The sequence below is a fragment of the Streptomyces sp. Y7 genome, from assembly GCF_043195415.1.
Classification (GTDB): domain Bacteria; phylum Actinomycetota; class Actinomycetes; order Streptomycetales; family Streptomycetaceae; genus Streptomyces.
Genome location: NZ_JBIDDQ010000001.1, coordinates 1,326,766 through 1,343,402 on the forward strand (window position 1 = coordinate 1,326,766; position 16,637 = coordinate 1,343,402).

A 16,637-nucleotide genomic window follows, 5' to 3' on the forward strand; every position below is an offset into this window, starting at 1 on the left:
TTCGGTAATGCCGACCGATGTTCATTGACCGGTGGATTTTCCTTGTTTAGCGTTCCATGACGCCTGAGCCAGACCCAGGACCGGCAGGGACCGCCCTCGAGGAGGACAGATGACAACAGCGCAGCTCACCGCCGCGCCGCGTGGGGAGGTCGAACACGTCTTCTCCCTGCCGCACGTCCCGGGGGCCGTCGCCGGCATACGGCGGCGAGTCCGCGCGGTCCTGTCCGACTGGAACCTGACGGCCGAGTGCGCCGCCGACGTCCTGCTGGTCGTCTCGGAACTGCTCACCAACGCCATCGTGCACGCCCTGCCCCCGGCCACGCTCCGGCTCTCGCGGAGCCTGACGGACGGCTGCGGAACGGTACGCGTCGAGGTGACCGACCTCGGCCCGGCCGCCCCGGCGGCCCCTCCGGAGCCCGCGATCGACCCGGACGAACACGGACGCGGCCTCGACATCGTCAATGCCCTGGCGTCCCGCTGCGGAGTACACGCACACACGGGCGGCACCAGCCACTGGGCGGAACTGCCGTCGACCTGAGGCCGGCAGCATACGAAAAGGGTCTTCACGGACTGTCGTCCGTGAAGACCCTTCGCACCGTCGGGACGACAGGATTTGAACCTGCGACCCCTTGACCCCCAGTCAAGTGCGCTACCAAGCTGCGCCACGTCCCGGTGCCCGTCACGCGGCGTACCGCGTGATCACGCAGGTCAACCCTACCTCATCGATGCACCCGCCCCGACGCGGCTCAGCTCTTGACCGATCATTGTCGACACCTATAATTGCCTGACTCAACAGAGCTCGCGCTGGAGTGCGCAGGCCCACGGGCCGCGACCGATCGGAGCGGTATGTCTGTGCTGGCCCGGCCCCCGGTGGCCGCCCTGGTCGCCAAGGTGATGCAGCGTGCGAGTGTGGCGGCGGAACGCCGGGCCGCCGGGCGGGGCGCCGTCCCGTCCTGGCACGCACGGTTTCCCGAATATCCGCGCAAGGTACGCGAGTTGACGATCCCGTCGTCGGTCACGCCCGCCCGCGCCACCGTGTACCTGCCCCCGAACGACGAGCCCGCCCCGCCGGTGCACGTCAACTTCCACGGGGGCGGCTTCGTCATGACGCTCACCGAGGTCGACGACCCGCTGTGCCGCCTGGTCGCCGCCGAGGCCGGGGCGGTCGTGATCAACGTGGACTACGCCGTCGCCCCGCAGCATCCGTTCCCGGCACCGCCGCGGCAGGCGTACGACGTCGTCCGGTGGGTGGCGGAGCACGGCATCGAGCAGGGCTGGGACGGCCGGCGGCTCACCGTGGGCGGACAGAGCGCCGGGGGCGGGCTGGCGGCGGCCGTGGCGCGACAGGCACTGGAGGCGGGCGGGCCCCCGATCGCCCTCCAGGTGCTGCACTATCCCCCGCTGGATCTGGCGACGGACGCCCGCGACAAGCGCGCCGCCATCGCCAGGCCGATGCTGCGGCCCTGGATGGCCGACGTCTTCGACACCGCGTACGTCCCGGACGTCCGGCAGCGCGCCGACCCGCTCGTCTCCCCGGCGCACCCCTCGGACACCGCGGATCTGAAGGGCATCGCCCCGGCGCTGCTGATCACCGCCGAGTACGACCTGCTCCGGGCCGAGGGCGAGCGTTACGCCGAGCGGCTGCGCACGGCCGGGGCGCTGGTCGAGCACCACGACGTGGCCGGCTTCGATCACGGGTACGACGGGAAGGACGACGCCGAGGCGCGCGAGGTCTACCTGCTCATCGCGCGGCATCTGCGGGAGGCCACGGGCGGTCGCCTCACCTGAGGGCCCGGTCCGGTTCCGCCGTCGGCGCCGGCGCGTCCCATCCGTCCGGGGCCGCCGCACCCACGTTCACGGCGACCGGCGAGTCTGCCGTTTCCCGGTCGGCCGGGGCGGGCCCGGCCTGCCGTCCGGCCGGGCCGGACGTCGTACTTCTGGCACCTCGGGCCGGACCCCCGGACACCCCCGCGGCGAATCCCGCCGTCAGCAGGGCCACCGCCGCGACCACCCACCAGGGCAGACCGGCCTTTGCCATGTATCCGACGACGGCCACCACTGCGAGAAATGCCACCACGTCCCCCGTCCCCCTTCACGTTCAACTCACTTGCCCCCGACGTCCCGAGAGCCGCCACGCGTCACAGCGGGCATATGACGCAACAATACGCGAGACCGTCGTATAACCCAGTTCGGACCATCAGTACATATGACGGGCCAGTTGATATGACGGGCGCCGCTCGCCGCATTCACCGCGGCGAACGGCGGCGCCACCCCTCCCCCAGGGGCCCGGCGCCCATCGGTCAGTGCGCGCCGACGAGTTCCTGTTCGCTGCCGGGGGAGGCGGTCCGCTTCGAGCCGCGCAGCGCGGCGATCCCTATGAAGACCATGGACGACAGGCCCGCGAGGGCGAAGGCGGTGAAGCCCCAGTCGCCCTTGTTCGCGGCGAGCAACTGGCCGCCGAGCCATGGCCCGAAGACCGCGCCGAAGCGGCCCATGCCCGAGGTCCAGCCAACGGCGGTGGCGCGATTCTCGGGACGGGAGCGGATCGAGACCGTCGCGTAGATCATGGTCTGCGCACTGTTGAGGAACACGCCCGTCAGGAAGACCACCGTGAAGGTGAGTGCCAGCGGCATGTGAACGCTGAGCAGGAAGACCCCGGCGGCCGTCAGCGCGAACCAGATCGCGGAGATCCGCGGGGCGCCGAACCGGTCGGAGGCGCGTCCGGCGACCAGCATGCCGACGATGCCGCCGAGGTTGAACAGGACCACGAACGTCAGTGCCGAGCCGAGGTTGTAGCCCTCGCTGCGCATGAGGGTGGGCAGCCACGTGGCGACGCCGTAGACGAGGAGCAGTCCGCCGAAGGAGGCCAGCCAGTACAGGAGGGTCTGGGTCCACTCGCCGCCCCGGAAGAGGCTGACCAGGGCGTGCCGGCGGTCGCCCGCCGTCTCCTTGCCGGCCTGGGCGGCGGGGAGTTCGACCTCGTAGCGGCCGGCCAGCTCGCGCGCCTCCTCGGTGCGGCCCTTGGCGACCAGGAAGCTCAGCGACTCGGGCAGGAACCGGACGAGCACCGGTACGAACAGCAGCGGGAGCACGCAGAACCAGAACGCGGCGCGCCAGCCGAGGGGTTCGACGACCCACAGGGCGACGTAGGCGGAGAGGATGCCGCCCGCGTGGTGGGCGGTCATCAGCATGCCGATGGTGAGGGCGCCGCGGCCGCGCGGGGCGTAGTCGGAGACCATGCTGATCGCAGTCGGCAGCAGACCGCCGAGCCCGATGCCCGCGAGGGTCCGGCCGAGGCCGAACACCGCGACGCTGCCCGCCATGGCGCACAGGGCGGACGCCAGCGAGAACAGGGCGACGCAGGCCACCATCAGCTTCCTGCGGCCGATCCGGTCGGCGACGGTGCCTGCTGTGAGAGCGCCCACGAGCATGCCGAAGGTCGCGTAACTGCCCAGGTCACCGGCCTGGTCGGGGGTGAGGCCGAGGGCCTTCTCGGCCAGCATGTGGGGCAGTACCGAGCCGTAGATGAACATGTCCAGGCCGTCGAAGAGGACGGCCAGCCAGCACAGGCCGACGGCCACCAGGGCCAGTCTGCCGACGCGAGCGGACGGGGAGGGGGAGGAGGACATCCTTGTTTTCCTCTCGTGCGTTGTGCGCCAGACGCTAAGGAGCGGATTCCAGAGAGTCAACAGTTTTGTCAACAATCTCAGCGACAATCCAGGGCCTGTGCGGTCCTGGACTCCTGGACTCCTGGGGAAGCGCCTGGCGCAGCGGGCCGCCGTGTCAGGCGACCGGGGGTGTCCCGTGGGTGTGGAAGGACTCGATCGTCTTCAGGCCCCACGCCTGTCCCTTGGCCCGCTCGGCCTCGGTCCAGGTGATCAGCGGCCAGTCCGGGGCCAGCACGAGACGGGTCAGCGGGTTGCACAGCTCGATGCGATTGCCGCCGGGCTCGTAGACGTACAGGAAGAACGTCTGCTGGATGGCGTGCTTGTGCGGGCCCGTCTCGATGAACACACCCGAGTCGATGGCGAGGTCGGCGGCGCGCAGGACGTCCTCGCGGGTGTCGGTCGCGAAGGCGATGTGGTGCAGCCGGCCGCTGGAGCCGGTCCAGTCCGAGGTGTAGACGACGTCGTACGACTTGTCGGTGTACGTCAGCCAGCGCGCCGCCACGCGCCCGGTGTCGAGCCGGATCTGCTCCGTCGGCCGGGCGCCCAGCACCTGTTCCTGGAACTCGGCGTTGGCGAGCACGTCGGAGGCGAGGAAGTTGACGTGGTCCAGGCGCCGTACGCCGACGCCCCGGTTGGGTTTGGCCTGCGGCTGGTTCTTCAGCGCCGGCCGGAGCTCCTCGGGGGCCCGGTAGTACTCGCTCTCCCAGTACAGGGCGTGTTCGTGTCCGTCGGGGTCGGTGGTGAGGTACAGCCTGCCGAGTCCCGGCTCGTCCTCGACCCACTTGCCGCTGCCGCCCGCCGCCTCCACGGCCTCGACACGGCGGTGCAGTGCCTCCTCGCTGGAGGTGCGCAGGGCGAGGCGGCCGAGGCCGGGCTGCTCCCGGGCCGTGAGGACCAGGCTGTGGTGCTCGTAGTCGTCGTAGGTCCGCAGGTAGACGGTGTCGCCCTGCCGGCCGTTGACGGTGAGTCCCAGGTAGTCGGTGAAGAAGGCGACGCTGGCGTCCAGGTCCGGGGTGAAGAGCTGGGCGTGGCCGATGTGGGCGATGTCGCCGAGCGGCGGGGTCATCGGGGGCCTCCGGGGGTGGGTGCGGGCAGTGGGGCCGTCTCGGCGGACCTGGGGAAGACGGTGCCGTCGAAGATCTTGCGGGCGGTCCGCACGACGGCCGTGCGGCGGGCGGCGGGAAGACCCGCTGCGTCGGTGACGAGGCTGCTCTCGATGTCCAGGAATCCCGTGGGGTGTTCGATGCGGATGCGGTCGCCGTGGTCGGGGAGGCGGGCGAGGTCCGCGCCGACCCCGCCCTCGACGCGCAGACCCGCGGCGACGCTCGCCGCGCCGAGCACACCGATCGACGTGTGACAGCGGACCGGGATGAAGGTGCGGGTGGTGATCGCGCCGCCGTGGCGGGGCGGGGCGAGGAGCGTGAGCTTGGGGACGGTGGCGTCCGAGACGTCTCCCAGCCCCATCAAGTGCCCCGCCGCGAGCCGGAGTTCGCGGAGCCGGTCGGCGAGGGCCAGGTCCTCCTCCAGGTCCTTGGGCGTCTCGTGGCCGGTGACGCCGAGGGACGCGGCGGTGATCAGGACCGTCGGCATGCCGTTGTCCACGCACGTCACGGTGGTGCCGTCCAGCGTGTCGCGGACCCGGCCCGTGGGCAGCAGCTTCCCGGCGCCCGGCGGGAACTCGATCACCACGGGGGCCGCGCTGCCCGGTACGCCGGAGATCTCCGCGTCGCCGGTGTACTCGACGGCCCCGCCGGGGGTCGGGAAGGTCGCCGTGGCGAGGTCGCCGGAGTTCACCATGCGGATCCGCACGGAGGTCTCCTTCTCCCCCGCCGGCACCAGTCCGCGCTCCACGGCGAACGGGCCGACTCCGGCGAGGATGTTGCCGCAGTTCTGACGGGCGCTCACCTCCGCGCGGTCCACGGCGACTTGGAGGAACAGGTAGTCGACGTCGGCGCTCGGGTCGGCCGAGGGTGACACGACGGCGACCTTGCTGGTGAGGGGGTGTGCGCCGCCCAGGCCGTCGATCTGCCGCTCGTCCGGGCTGCCCATGACGCGCAGCAGCAGTTCGTCGCGGGCCGCGGGATCGTCGGGCAGGTCCGGGGCCAGGAAGTAGGCACCCTTGGAGGTGCCGCCGCGCATCAGCATGCAGCGGACCTCGGCGGGCCGCCGGGTCACGACGGCTCCCCGTCGCGTCGCGCGCCGCCGCGCTCGTCACGGACGTACGCGTCGTACGACTTGTGGACGACGCCGAGGCGTACGAGCGTCTCCCGCAACCCGTAGCGGTCCAGGCCGAGTTGGCCGTCGAGGAAGGCGGCGCGGGTCGCGGCCTCCTTGGCCTCGCGGGCCTCGGACCTCTCCACCGTCTCCCGGGCGCGCTCGCGGGGGACGACCACGACCCCGTCGTCGTCGGCGAGGATCACGTCGCCGGGACGGACGACCTGGCCGTCGATCGCGACGGGCACGTTGACCGAGCCGCCGGTGGCCTTGACGGTGCCCTGCGCGGAGACGGCACGCGACCAGGCGGGGAAGCCCATGTCGCGCAGCTCCTGGGTGTCGCGGATGCCGGTGTTCATGACGACCCCGCGCACCCCACGCTGCTTGAGGGCGGTCGCGAACAGCTCGCCGAACAGGCCGTCCATGCACGGGGAGGTGGTGGTGACGACGAGGAGGTCGCCCTCGCCGCACTGCTCCACCGCGGCGTGGATCATGAGGTTGTCGCCGGGCCAGCTCAGCACGGTGACGGCGGTGCCGGCGACCCGTACGCCCTGCTGCACGGGACGGATTGCCGGGCCCAGCAGCCCGGTCCGCCCCATGGCCTCGCTCACGGTGGCGACGCCGAAGCCGGCCAGCGCGTCGACGTGCTTCAGCTCCGCCTTCGGGGGGTTGGTGACGATGACGCCGCTCATGCCAGCTCCTTCGCGATCTGCGGGTAGGGGCGCATGTACGCCTCGGCCATGGTCTTGTGGGCGAGGCCCAGGTTGGGGCCGGCGTTGCGCTTGAGCTGGACGCCGCGGCGGACGGCGAGGTCGGTGTAGTAGCCCCACAGGTGCTGCTGGGCGCCGAGGCACTCCATGGCCGCCCGCTTGGTGTCCCAGACCTCGGTGATGTCGAGCAGGACCTCGGGCCTGAAGCCGCTCATCTCGGGCTGGTGCGGCTCGAAGTAGAACAGGGGCGGGGCGCCGATGATGTCGCCGTCGCCGGGGTAGCCGATGGCCTGGGCGAGGATCCGGGCCTCGACGGCCATGCGGTTGGCGGCCGGGTGGTCGCCGTTGTACGGGTCCTCGGTCGGATGGGTGAGGACGACGTCCGGCTGGGTCTCGCGGTAGACGGCGACGAGTTGGTCGGTCAGCTCGGCGGTGGGCAGCAGCGGGTAGTCGCCGGCGTCGAAGAAGCGGACCTCGGCGCCGAGGGTGGCGGCGGCGCGCTCGGCCTCGTCGCGCCGTATCGCCTTGATCTCCGCCAGTTTCCGGCCCTCGCGCCAGGCCTTCGCGGACTCGCCGCGTTCTCCGAATGTCAGACAGGCGATGGTGACCTTCTCGCCCCGGGAGGCGGCCAGGGCGATGGCGCCGCCCGCCCGCCACACGAAGTCGCCGGCGTGCGCGGTGATGACGAGGGTGGAACGTGGGACGGCGGGCGCGTTGGCCTGGGTCATGGGTGCAATCTCCTCGATGGACAGGTGGGCGCCCGCCTCCCCCCGCGTCCGCTGCGTGTGCGTCAGTCGCGCAACGCCTCGATCACGCTGGTGAGATGGGCGCGGACGGCCGCCTCGGCCGCCTGCGGGTCCCTGGCGCGGATCGTCTCGATCATCGCCAGGTGCTCGTTCAGGGAGTGCTGGGGGCGGCCGGGCCTGAGCGCCAACTGGAAGCGGTGGCGCACCAGTTGTGCGTTGAGCCGTTCCAGCAGTTCCACGGCCGTGCGCTGGCCGGAGAACTCACGGATCCGCGCGTGCAGTTCCTGGTTCAGCTCGGAGTACGTCATGGGTTCGCCGTCGTTGACGGCCTTGGTCATGGCCGTACCCAGCTCCGCCAGCACGGTGAGCTGCTCGTCGCTGGCGGCGACCGCGGCCTTGGCCGCGCAGAGTCCTTCGAGCACCATGCGGCACTCGGTGATGGCGACCGCTTCCTCCACGGTCACCACCCGCACCCGTGAGCCACGGTTGCGGATCCGCTCGACCAGTCCCTGAGCCTCCAGATCGATGAGTGCCGCGCGGATGCTGGCCCGTGTCACACCGAACTGCTCGGCGAGTTCGTTCTCCACCAGCCGCTGGGCCGGTGCCATCTCGCCGTGCAGGATCGCCTGCCGCAGCTGCGCGAGCGCATGCTGTTTGGCTTGCTCTCCGGTGCCCGGACGGGCTTCGTTCGGCATGTGCCCTCCCTGAGTGAGTGCCTGTCGAACGTAAATCTAGCCAAACAGAATTGTCAACAATTTTGTCTGCCGTATTGGGCACACAGTTCAGGGTCGGCGGCGACGATGTGTCCGTCCGACCCCGCCGACACCGCACACTCTGTCCAGGCCGCCGCCCCGCCCGCCCCGGCTAGGGTCGGCCGCATGACGCACAGCTTCGTACTGCACATCCCCGACGCCGACCTCGAACCCGAGCCCCTCGACCCGGAACAGATCCTCGCCGGGACGCCCGAGGTGACGGGAAAGGTGGTGTGGGAGTCGCAGGACGGCCGCCAGGTGCGGGGCATCTGGCAGATCACACCCGGCGTGGTCACCGACACCGAGGCCGACGAGCTGTTCGTCGTGATCAGCGGCTCGGCCACCGTCGAGGTCGAGGACGGGCCGACGCTGAAAATCGGTCCCGGCGACATGGCCGTGCTGCGCGAGGGCGACCGGACGACGTGGACGGTGCACGAGACGCTGCGGAAGGCCTACTCGATCAATCTGTGAGCGGCGGCGCCGTCGAGCCCCGGATCTCCAAGGTGGGCGGCGCGAGCTGGAGTTCGCCCGATCCCGCCGCGCCCTCGAACCGGTCCAGCAGGCACCGGGCCGCCCGGCGGCCCACCTCGTGGCTGGCGTTGTCGACGGTGGTGAGCCAGACGTGGCGCAGGCGGGCGATGCTCGTGTTGTCGTAGCCGACGACGGAGAGGTCGCGCGGCACCCGCAGCCCGGACTCCTCGGCCGCCGACAGCGCGCCGATCGCGGCGATGTCGTTCACGGCGAACACGGCCGTCGGCCGGTCCGTGCGGCTCAGCAGCCGGACCGTCGTGCGGTAGCCGCCCTCCTCCGTCATGTCGCTCGACTCGACGACGGCCTCGTCCGCGAGGCCGTGCGCCCGCATCGTCGCCTCGAAGCTGCTCCGCCGCAGCTCGCCGACCGCGCCGTAGCCGGCGATGTGCGCGATGCGCCGGTGCCCCAGCCCGATCAGGTGCTCGGTGACCAGGCGGGCGCCCCGCTCGTCGTCGTTGGCGACGACCGGCACGCCCGGCAGCGCCGGCTCGCGCGCGCCCGCGACCACCACCGGGAGCCGTTCGGCGACCGCCCCGAGCGCGGCCGGGTCGGGCAGCGTGCCGACCACGACCAGGCCGTCGACCCGCAGGTCCAGGAAGGGCCCGGCGGGATCCTGGCCGGTGCGGCGGTTGAGGCGGGCGTCGGCCAGCAGCATGTGCAGGCCGTTGTCGTGCAGGAGGGAGTTGAGGCCCTCCAGCATGTCCACGAACCAGGGGTTGCGCAGATCGTTCAGGAGGACGCCGACCGTGCGGGTGCGCTGCTCGCTGAGGCTGCGCGCGGCGGCGTTCGGGCGGTAGCCGAGTTCGGTCACGGCCCGCAGGACGGCTTCCCGCTTCTCCGGGCGTACCTGCTCCGAGCCGCGCAGCACGAGCGAGACCAGCGACTTGGAGACGCCGGCGCGGTCGGCGACGTCACGGATGGTCGGTGGTCTCATGGAGATGGACCGTTCCACAGGCATCCACCCTTGTCAAAGGGAGCCGGAGGCGATCCGAGGGGGTTGACAGCGGTCGCAGGCGGAACCCAAGGTGACCTGGACAGGAAAATGGACCGGTCCAAAGAGGGGCTGCAATGGTGGACACGCTCGGCGTCGCCGTCGTCGGATTCGGCTGGATGGGACGGGTGCACACCCAGGCGTACGCCCGCGTCCCGTACCACTATCCGCAACTGCCCCTGCGTCCGCGGCTCCTGACCGTCGCCGAGGAGGTGCCCGGCCGGGCCGAGGACGCCGCCGCGCAGTTCGGGTTCGCCTCGACGACCCGCGACTGGCGTGACGTGGCCGCCGACCCGAGTGTGCGGGCCGTCAGCATCACCGCCCCGAACTTCCTGCACCGGGAGATCGGCGTGGCGATGGCCGAGGCCGGCAAGCACGTCTGGATCGAGAAGCCGGTCGGTCTGAGCGCCGAGGACGCCCGCGCGGTGGCCGGCGCGGCGGCGAAGGCCGGCGTGCAGAGCGCGGTCGGCTTCAACTACCGCAACGCGCCCGCCGTGGAGACCGCCCGCGAGCTGATCGCCTCCGGCGAGATCGGCACCGTCACCCATGTCCGCATCCGGCTGTTCAGCGACTACGCGGCCCACCCGCAGGGCGCACTGACCTGGCGCTACGAGCGTGAGCGCGGCGGCAGCGGCGTCCTCGGCGACCTCGCCTCGCACGGCGCCGACCTGGCGCGCTTCCTGCTCGGCGACATCGCCTCGCTGACCGCCGACACCGCGATCTTCGTGCCCGAGCGTGCCCGCCCGACCGGCGCCACCGCCGGGCACACCCTCGCCACCGGCGACCTCGGCCCGGTCGAGAACGAGGACTACGTCAACTGCCTGCTGCGCTTCGCCTCCGGCGCCCGCGGCGTGCTGGAGGCCTGCCGGGTCTCGGTCGGCGAGCAGAACAACTACGGATTCGAGGTGCACGGCACCGAGGGCGCGGTCTTCTGGGACTTCCGCCGCATGGGCGAGCTCGGCATCAGCCGGGGCACCGGCTACCAGGACCAGCCGGTCAGCACGCTCTACGTCGGCCCGGCGCAGGGCGAGTACGGCGCGTTCCAGCCGGGCGCCGCGACCAGCATGGGCTACGACGACCTGAAGGTGATCGAGGCGTACCGCTTCCTGCGCTCGATCGCCGAGGGCACCCCGCACGGCGCCACCCTCGCGGACGCCGTGCACAGCGCCTCCGTGCTGGACGCCATGTCCCGGTCCGCCGAACGCGGCTCCTGGGTGGACGTGGAGGTGCCGGCATGACACCTGAGAACACCACTCCGCCCTCCCGCCGACCGGATCGCCGCCCTTCGGGTGAGGGACGAGATCGGACGCCGGCGCGGGATCAAGCCCCCGGCGCGCGACGCCCTTGAGGGGCGCGGGGCTGTGTGGATGCGGGGCTCCGCCGCCTGGACTTGCGGCTGCCTCGACGAATGGCTTCGCCACGTGGGCTCGGAGCTGTCGTCGATGCGCGGCTCCGCCACGTGGGCTCGCGACTGTGTCGGCGTATGGCTTCGCCACGTGGGCTCGGGACTGTCGTCGATGCGCGGCTCCGCCACGGGAGCGGGGGGCTGTGTCGACCTATGGCTTCGCCACGTGGGCTCGGAGCTGTCGTCGATGCGCGGCTCCGCCACGTGGGCGCGGGGCTGTCTCGACGTGCCGCTCCGCCGCGGGGGCGCGACCGGCCCCGCCGCACCCGCACCCGCACCCGCACCCGCACCCGCCCGACGAGCTACCCCGGCATGTTGTACGGCGTGACCACCTGGATCGCCGAAGGCACCGTCACCCCCGCCGGCGGCAACGCCCCGTGCGCCCGCATGACCGCGTGGCAGGCTTCCCGCATGTCCTGCCGCAGGTCGTGGTGCAGTACGGCGGACAGCCGGTGCTCCCGCAGCAGACGCGTGTTGTCCTGGTCCAGGTCGTGCGCGATGAACACGGCGCATTCGCGGCCGGCGTCCTCGAAGGCCCGCAGCGTCGCGATGTTGCCGCCGCCGATCGAGTAGACGGCACGGATGTCCGGGTCCCGTTCCAGCGCGGCCCGGACGAGGTCGTACTGCGTGGCGTCCAGCCCCTGGCCCTCGGCGATCTCGACGAGCGTGCGGTCGGGGTGCAGGGTGCGCATGGCGCTGCGGAAGCCCATCTCGCGCTCCTCCTCGTTGCGGAAGAAGCCGCTGCTGAGGCTGGTCAGCACATTGCCGGGACGGTCGCCGAGCCACTGGCCCATGAGGTAGGCGGCGGTGGCACCCGCGGCCCGGTTGTCGATGCCGACGTAGGCGAGGCGAGCGGTGGCCGGCAGGTCCGTCACGAGGGTCACCACCGGGATGCCGGCCTCGGCGAGCCGGCCGACGGCCGCGGTCACCTCGGGGACGTCCGGGGCCTTGAGGATCACGCCCTGCGAGCCGCGCCGGGCGATGCGGTCCAGCGTCCGGGTCAGCTCCGGCACCGGCCCGGTCTCACGGAAGTGGAAGCGGGAGCGGACCACCGCCGGGTGCAGGGACGGCAGCTCGGCCTCCAGGGCGGCGCGTACGGCGGTGGTGAACCGCTCCGGCGCCTGCACCACCATGTCGATCATGAAGGTGCGGCCCACCAGCCGCACCTGGGTGCGCTGCCGGTCCAGGTCGGCTATCGCCTGCTGGACCTCCCGCGCCGTGCTCTCCCGCACCCCTCCCCGGCCGTTGAGGACCCGGTCGACCGTGGCCTCGCTCAGGCCCGCCTGACGCGCGATCTCCCGGATCGGGAAGGGGTGGCCCATGCGACGGCTCCTTGAGGGGTTTTTGATGGTCGCCTGCTGGTTGTTCGACGGGATTGTCATGACAAGAATGGCATCGCCGAGTCGCCCCTGTCACCGAGAGGACACCGATGTCCTTCACCTCCGTACACCGCCGGGCCTGGCTGTCCGAGCACGACTGCGACCTCGCAGACTTCCGTGAACGGGTCGAGCGGACGACCGACCTGGCCGACTACCCCCACGCCTCCGCCGTGGAGCGCGAAGTCCTGGTCTACGACAGCGACCGGCTGCGCGCGGCCGAGGACGACCGGGCGGTGCGGGCCGAGCTGGCCCGCGCCCTGACCGACGGGCCGGGCATCGTGGTCTTCCACGGCGCCTTCACCGACCACGGCGTGGTCGACCGGCTCAGCGCCGTGTTCGACGCCCTGATCGCCGAGCAGCGCGCCTCGGGCGCGACGGCCGGGGACCACTTCGCCAGGCCGGGCGCCAACGACCGGGTCTGGAACGCGCTGGAGAAGGCGGCCCTCCACGACCCCGAGGCGTTCGCCGACTACTACGCCAACGACATCCTGGCGCTGGTCTCGACCGCCTGGCTCGGGCCCGGCTATCAGGTCACCTCGCAGGTCAACGTGGTCAACCCGGGCGGTGCGGCACAGAGCGTGCACCGCGACTACCACCTGGGCTTCCTCTCCAACGAGGTCGCCGCGGCCTACCCGGCCCACGTCCACCGCCTGTCCCCCGTGCTCACCCTGCAGGGCGCCGTCGCGCACTGCGACATGCCGGTGGAGTCCGGGCCGACGATGTACCTGCCGTACTCACAGACGTACGAGCCGGGCTACCTCGCGTGGCGACTGCCCGCGTTCCAGGAGTACTTCGGGGCGCACCACGTCCAGCTCCCGCTCGCCAAGGGCGACGCGGCGTTCTTCAACCCGGCGCTGTTCCACGCGGCCGGCACCAACCGGTCCGCGGACATCCGGCGGATGGCCAACCTGCTCCAGGTGTCCTCCGCGTTCGGCCGGGCGATGGAGACCGTGGACCGGGAGGCCGTGGCGAACGCCGTGTTCCCCGTGCTGCTCCGGCGTGCGAGCGAGGGAGCGGACCGGGCGTGGACGGCGAACGTGATCGCCGCGAGCGCCGAGGGCTACCCCTTCCCCACCAACCTCGACAGCGACCCGCCGGTCGACGGCCTCGCGCCGCCCTCGCAGGCGGACGTCCTACGCCGCGCGCTGGAGGGGGCCTGGACTCCCGAGGCGCTGCGCGACGAGCTGCGGGCCGGCGCCGAGCGGCGCCAGAGCTGATCAGAGCTGAAAGGACCCGGAAAGACATGGGACTTCTCGACGACAAGGTCGTCCTCGTCAACGGCGGCAGCCAGGGTGTGGGCGCCGCCATCGCGCGGGCGGCCGTCCGCGAGGGGGCGGTCGTGGCCGTCACCGGGCGCCGCCCGGAACCCGGTGAGGCCCTGGTGGCCGAGCTGGCCGCCACCGGTGGCAAAGCCGTGTTCGTGCGCGCCGACCTGTCGGACGCCGAGCAGGCGAAGGCGTCCGTCGCCGAGGTCGTCGACGCCTTCGGGCGGGTCGACTGCCTGGTCAACTCGGCGGGGCTGACGTCCCGGGGCACGCTGCTGGACACCACGCCCGAGCTGTTCGACCAGCACATCGCGATCAATCTGAAGGCGCCGTTCTTCGCCATGCAGGCCGCCGTCACGGACATGGTCGCCCGCAAGGCGCCCGGCACGATCGTCAACATCATCACGTCGTCGGCACACGGCGGGCAGTCGTTCCTCGCGCCGTACGTCTCCGCCAAGGCCGGCCTGATCGGGCTGACCCGCAACGCCGCGCACGCGCACCGCTGGGACCGGATCCGGATCAACGGCCTGAACATCGGCTGGACGGCCACGGAGGGCGAGGACGCGACGCAGAGGTCCTTCCACGGGGCCGGGGACGACTGGCGTGAGGAGGCGGCGGCGAGGCTGCCGATGGGCAAGCTGGGCCAGCCCGACGAGATCGCCGACTTCGTCGTCTTCCTGCTGTCGGAACGGTCCGGGGTGGTCACCGGCTCGGTGATCGACTGGGACCAGAACGTGCTGGGAGGACTCGACTGAGGAGTTGAGGAGTCGCCGCGACGTGCCGTCGGTCGTCCGCGGCAGCGTCGTGGCCGGTCGCGCCCACGCGGCGGAGCCGCAGATCGACACAGCCCCGCGCCCCTGAGGGCGCTGCAGTGCCCCCGCATCAATCTCAAGGAGCAACACCCATGCGAATCGGCATCCTCGGCCTCGGCCGTATCGGCGCCTTCCACGCCGAGACCCTCTCCGGACTCGACGCGGTCGACTCCCTCGTCGTCACCGATCCGTTCGCGGACGCCGCCAAGGCCGCCGCGGAGCGGTTCGGCGCGGAGGTCGTGGACTCGCCCGAGGCCCTGCTGTCGGCCGGGGTCGACGGCATCGTCGTCGCCGCCGCGACCGACGCCCACCCGGCGCTGATCCTGGCCGGTGTCGAGGCCGGCATCCCCGTCTTCTGCGAGAAGCCGGTCGCGAAGACCATGGCCGAGGGCGTCGAGGTGCTCAAGGCCGTCCAGGGCAGCGACGTACCGATCCAGATCGGCTACAACCGGCGCTTCGACACCGGGTTCGTCAACGCCCGCGCCGCCGTGCGGAGCGGCGAGCTGGGTGAGCTGCACACCGTGCGCTCGACCACGCTGGACCCGGCGCCGCCGCCGGCCGCGTACATCGCCGCCTCCGGTGGCATCTTCCGGGACTGCTCGGTGCACGACTTCGACATCATCCGCTGGGTCACCGGCCGCGAGGTGAGGGAGGTCTACGCCGTCGGCGGCAACAAGGGCGCCGACTTCATCAAGGAGGCGGGCGACGCCGACACCACCGGCGCGATCCTCACCCTGGACGACGGCACGATCGCGGTGGTGTCCAACTCCCGTCACAACGCCCGGGGTTACGACGTCCGCATGGAGATCCACGGCTTCACGGACTCCATCGCCGTCGGCCTGGAGGACAAGCTGCCGCTGCGTTCGGTCGAGCCCGGCGTGACGTTCCCGGCGGGCACCCCGCACGACTTCTTCATGGACCGCTTCACCGCCGCCTACCGCGCCGAACTCACCGCGTTCACCGAGGTCGTGGCCGGCACCAGGCCCTCCCCGTGCACCATCGAGGACGCTCTGGAGGCGGGCTGGATCGCCGACGCCTGCACACTGTCCCTGCACGAGCACCGTCCGGTGACGATCGAGGAGGTACGGCAGGGATGAACGACTCGGGCCGGGAACCACTGCGCATCGGCGTGCTGGGCGCGGCACGCATCACCGAACGCTCTCTCGTCGCTCCGGCCCGGACGACCGGCCACCGCCTCGTGGCGGTGGCCGCGCGCGACCGGTCCCGCGCCGCGGCGTTCGCCGACGAGCACGACGTGGAGCGGGTGGTGGACTCCTACGCCGACCTGCTCGCCGACCCCGAGGTCGAGGTGGTCTACAACCCCCTCGCCAACGGCCTGCACGGGCCGTGGAACCTCGCCGCGCTCACGGCCGGCAAGCACGTCCTGACGGAGAAGCCGTCGGCGAGCAACGCCGAGGAGGCGGCCGAGGTACGGGACGCGGCCGCCAAGTCCGGCAGCGTCTTCATGGAGGCGTTCCACTACCTCTTCCACCCGGTGACCCGGCGCCTGCACGAGATCCTCGAGAGCGGCGAACTGGGCGACCTCCGGCGGGTGGAGACACTGGTGGCGATCCCGGCCCCCGGCGACGCCGACCCGCGCTGGTCGCTGTCGCTCGCCGGCGGCGCCGTGATGGACCTCGGCTGCTACAGCCTGCACGCGGTGCGGATGCTCGCGCCCTGGGCGGGCGGTGCGCCAAGTCTGGTCTCGGCGCGCGGCGGGGAACGGGCGGGCGCCCCCGGCACCGACGAGTGGCTGGACGCCGACCTGGAGTTCCCCGGCGGTGCGACCGCGTCGACACGCTGCCACATGGCGTACGACGATGTGGTGATGAGCTGCCGCGTGGTGGGCTCCCGGGGCGAGGCGCTGGCGCCGAACTTCGTCCTGCCGCACCTGGACGACCGCCTCGTCGTGCGCACCCCGGACGGCGAACGCACCGAACGCCTCGGCACCCGCTCGTCGTACACCTACCAACTGGAGGCGCTCGCCGCCCACATCCGGCGCGACAGCCCGCTTCCGCTGGACGCGGACGACGCCCTGGCGACGATGCGGCTGATCGACGCGTCGTACCGGGCGGCGGGGTTCGAGCCGCGACCGCGTACGACGCCGGCCGGCTGAGCCGAACGTGCCGGCGGGGCGGGGGAGGTTCCCCCCGCCCACCCGCCC

The 16,637-nt window shown here is 72.0% G+C and carries 17 protein-coding genes and 1 tRNA gene; 8 read left to right on the forward strand and 10 right to left on the reverse strand.

The window, feature by feature from the left end:
* The first annotated feature begins 109 nt into the window (after nt 1-109).
* The gene (locus tag ACGFW6_RS05750) at nt 110-538 is read left to right on the forward strand and encodes an ATP-binding protein (RefSeq protein WP_393504981.1); all 429 of its coding nucleotides are present in this window, start codon (nt 110-112) and stop codon (nt 536-538) included.
* 60 nt (nt 539-598) lie between these two features.
* Here ACGFW6_RS05750 and ACGFW6_RS05755 read toward each other — a convergent pair.
* Nucleotides 599-672 (reverse strand) — tRNA-Pro (locus tag ACGFW6_RS05755).
* Nucleotides 673-846: 174 nt separating this feature from the next.
* On the opposite strand from ACGFW6_RS05755, the gene ACGFW6_RS05760 reads away from it, so the two are divergent.
* Nucleotides 847-1,788, forward strand: a complete 942-nt coding sequence (locus tag ACGFW6_RS05760) for an alpha/beta hydrolase (protein ID WP_393504983.1) — start codon at nt 847-849, stop codon at nt 1,786-1,788.
* Here the strand turns inward: ACGFW6_RS05760 and ACGFW6_RS05765 are convergent.
* The 7 genes from ACGFW6_RS05765 to ACGFW6_RS05795 all read right to left on the reverse strand — a co-directional run bounded on the left by ACGFW6_RS05765 (nt 1,781) and on the right by ACGFW6_RS05795 (nt 8,033).
* Entirely contained in the window at nt 1,781-2,077 is a 297-nt protein-coding gene (locus ACGFW6_RS05765; RefSeq protein ID WP_393504985.1) for a hypothetical protein, read from the reverse strand. The two genes, ACGFW6_RS05760 and ACGFW6_RS05765, sit on opposite strands and share 8 nt — an antisense overlap.
* A gap of 223 nt (nt 2,078-2,300) precedes the next feature.
* Complete coding sequence (locus tag ACGFW6_RS05770; RefSeq protein WP_393504987.1) at nt 2,301-3,629, reverse strand: MFS transporter; 1,329 nt, start codon at nt 3,627-3,629, stop codon at nt 2,301-2,303.
* Nucleotides 3,630-3,783: 154 nt separating this feature from the next.
* On the reverse strand, nt 3,784-4,734 hold the full coding sequence (locus ACGFW6_RS05775) for a catechol 2,3-dioxygenase (protein WP_393504989.1): 951 nt from the start codon (nt 4,732-4,734) through the stop codon (nt 3,784-3,786).
* Nucleotides 4,731-5,813, reverse strand: a complete 1,083-nt coding sequence (locus ACGFW6_RS05780; RefSeq protein WP_393505118.1) for a 4-oxalomesaconate tautomerase — start codon at nt 5,811-5,813, stop codon at nt 4,731-4,733. The genes ACGFW6_RS05775 and ACGFW6_RS05780 overlap by 4 nt, the downstream gene beginning before the upstream one ends.
* 26 nt (nt 5,814-5,839) lie before the next feature.
* Nucleotides 5,840-6,574, reverse strand: a complete 735-nt coding sequence (locus ACGFW6_RS05785) for a 4-carboxy-4-hydroxy-2-oxoadipate aldolase/oxaloacetate decarboxylase (protein ID WP_393504990.1) — start codon at nt 6,572-6,574, stop codon at nt 5,840-5,842.
* Complete coding sequence (locus tag ACGFW6_RS05790; protein WP_393504992.1) at nt 6,571-7,320, reverse strand: PIG-L deacetylase family protein; 750 nt, start codon at nt 7,318-7,320, stop codon at nt 6,571-6,573. The genes ACGFW6_RS05785 and ACGFW6_RS05790 overlap by 4 nt, the downstream gene beginning before the upstream one ends.
* Nucleotides 7,321-7,382: 62 nt before the next feature.
* Complete coding sequence (locus ACGFW6_RS05795; RefSeq protein ID WP_393504994.1) at nt 7,383-8,033, reverse strand: GntR family transcriptional regulator; 651 nt, start codon at nt 8,031-8,033, stop codon at nt 7,383-7,385.
* A gap of 183 nt (nt 8,034-8,216) precedes the next feature.
* Here ACGFW6_RS05795 and ACGFW6_RS05800 point away from each other — a divergent pair, with 183 nt between their 5' ends.
* The gene (locus ACGFW6_RS05800) at nt 8,217-8,561 is read left to right on the forward strand and encodes a cupin domain-containing protein (protein ID WP_393504996.1); all 345 of its coding nucleotides are present in this window, start codon (nt 8,217-8,219) and stop codon (nt 8,559-8,561) included.
* On the opposite strand, the gene ACGFW6_RS05805 is transcribed toward ACGFW6_RS05800, so the two are convergent.
* Nucleotides 8,551-9,555 carry a LacI family DNA-binding transcriptional regulator gene (locus ACGFW6_RS05805; protein WP_393504998.1) on the reverse strand — a complete coding sequence of 335 codons (1,005 nt, stop codon included), beginning with the start codon at nt 9,553-9,555 and terminating at the stop codon, nt 8,551-8,553. The genes ACGFW6_RS05800 and ACGFW6_RS05805 overlap by 11 nt on opposite strands.
* Nucleotides 9,556-9,689: 134 nt before the next feature.
* On the opposite strand from ACGFW6_RS05805, the gene ACGFW6_RS05810 reads away from it, so the two are divergent.
* Complete coding sequence (locus tag ACGFW6_RS05810) at nt 9,690-10,850, forward strand: Gfo/Idh/MocA family protein (RefSeq protein ID WP_393504999.1); 1,161 nt, start codon at nt 9,690-9,692, stop codon at nt 10,848-10,850.
* A 469-nt stretch (nt 10,851-11,319) separates the two neighbouring features.
* Here ACGFW6_RS05810 and ACGFW6_RS05815 read toward each other — a convergent pair whose 3' ends face one another.
* Nucleotides 11,320-12,339: a LacI family DNA-binding transcriptional regulator gene (locus ACGFW6_RS05815; protein WP_393505001.1), complete on the reverse strand. Its 1,020-nt coding sequence runs from the start codon at nt 12,337-12,339 to the stop codon at nt 11,320-11,322.
* Nucleotides 12,340-12,446: 107 nt separating this feature from the next.
* Between ACGFW6_RS05815 and ACGFW6_RS05820 the strand changes: the two genes are divergently transcribed.
* The 4 genes from ACGFW6_RS05820 to ACGFW6_RS05835 all read left to right on the forward strand — a co-directional run bounded on the left by ACGFW6_RS05820 (nt 12,447) and on the right by ACGFW6_RS05835 (nt 16,589).
* Nucleotides 12,447-13,613 carry a phytanoyl-CoA dioxygenase family protein gene (locus tag ACGFW6_RS05820; RefSeq protein WP_393505003.1) on the forward strand — a complete coding sequence of 389 codons (1,167 nt, stop codon included), beginning with the start codon at nt 12,447-12,449 and terminating at the stop codon, nt 13,611-13,613.
* Nucleotides 13,614-13,639: 26 nt separating this feature from the next.
* Nucleotides 13,640-14,416 carry an SDR family oxidoreductase gene (locus ACGFW6_RS05825; RefSeq protein ID WP_393505004.1) on the forward strand — a complete coding sequence of 259 codons (777 nt, stop codon included), beginning with the start codon at nt 13,640-13,642 and terminating at the stop codon, nt 14,414-14,416.
* A gap of 149 nt (nt 14,417-14,565) precedes the next feature.
* Complete coding sequence (locus ACGFW6_RS05830) at nt 14,566-15,570, forward strand: Gfo/Idh/MocA family oxidoreductase (RefSeq protein ID WP_393505006.1); 1,005 nt, start codon at nt 14,566-14,568, stop codon at nt 15,568-15,570.
* On the forward strand, nt 15,567-16,589 hold the full coding sequence (locus ACGFW6_RS05835; RefSeq protein ID WP_393505008.1) for a Gfo/Idh/MocA family protein: 1,023 nt from the start codon (nt 15,567-15,569) through the stop codon (nt 16,587-16,589). Before ACGFW6_RS05830 ends, ACGFW6_RS05835 begins: the two co-directional genes overlap by 4 nt.
* Nucleotides 16,590-16,637 lie beyond the last annotated feature (48 nt).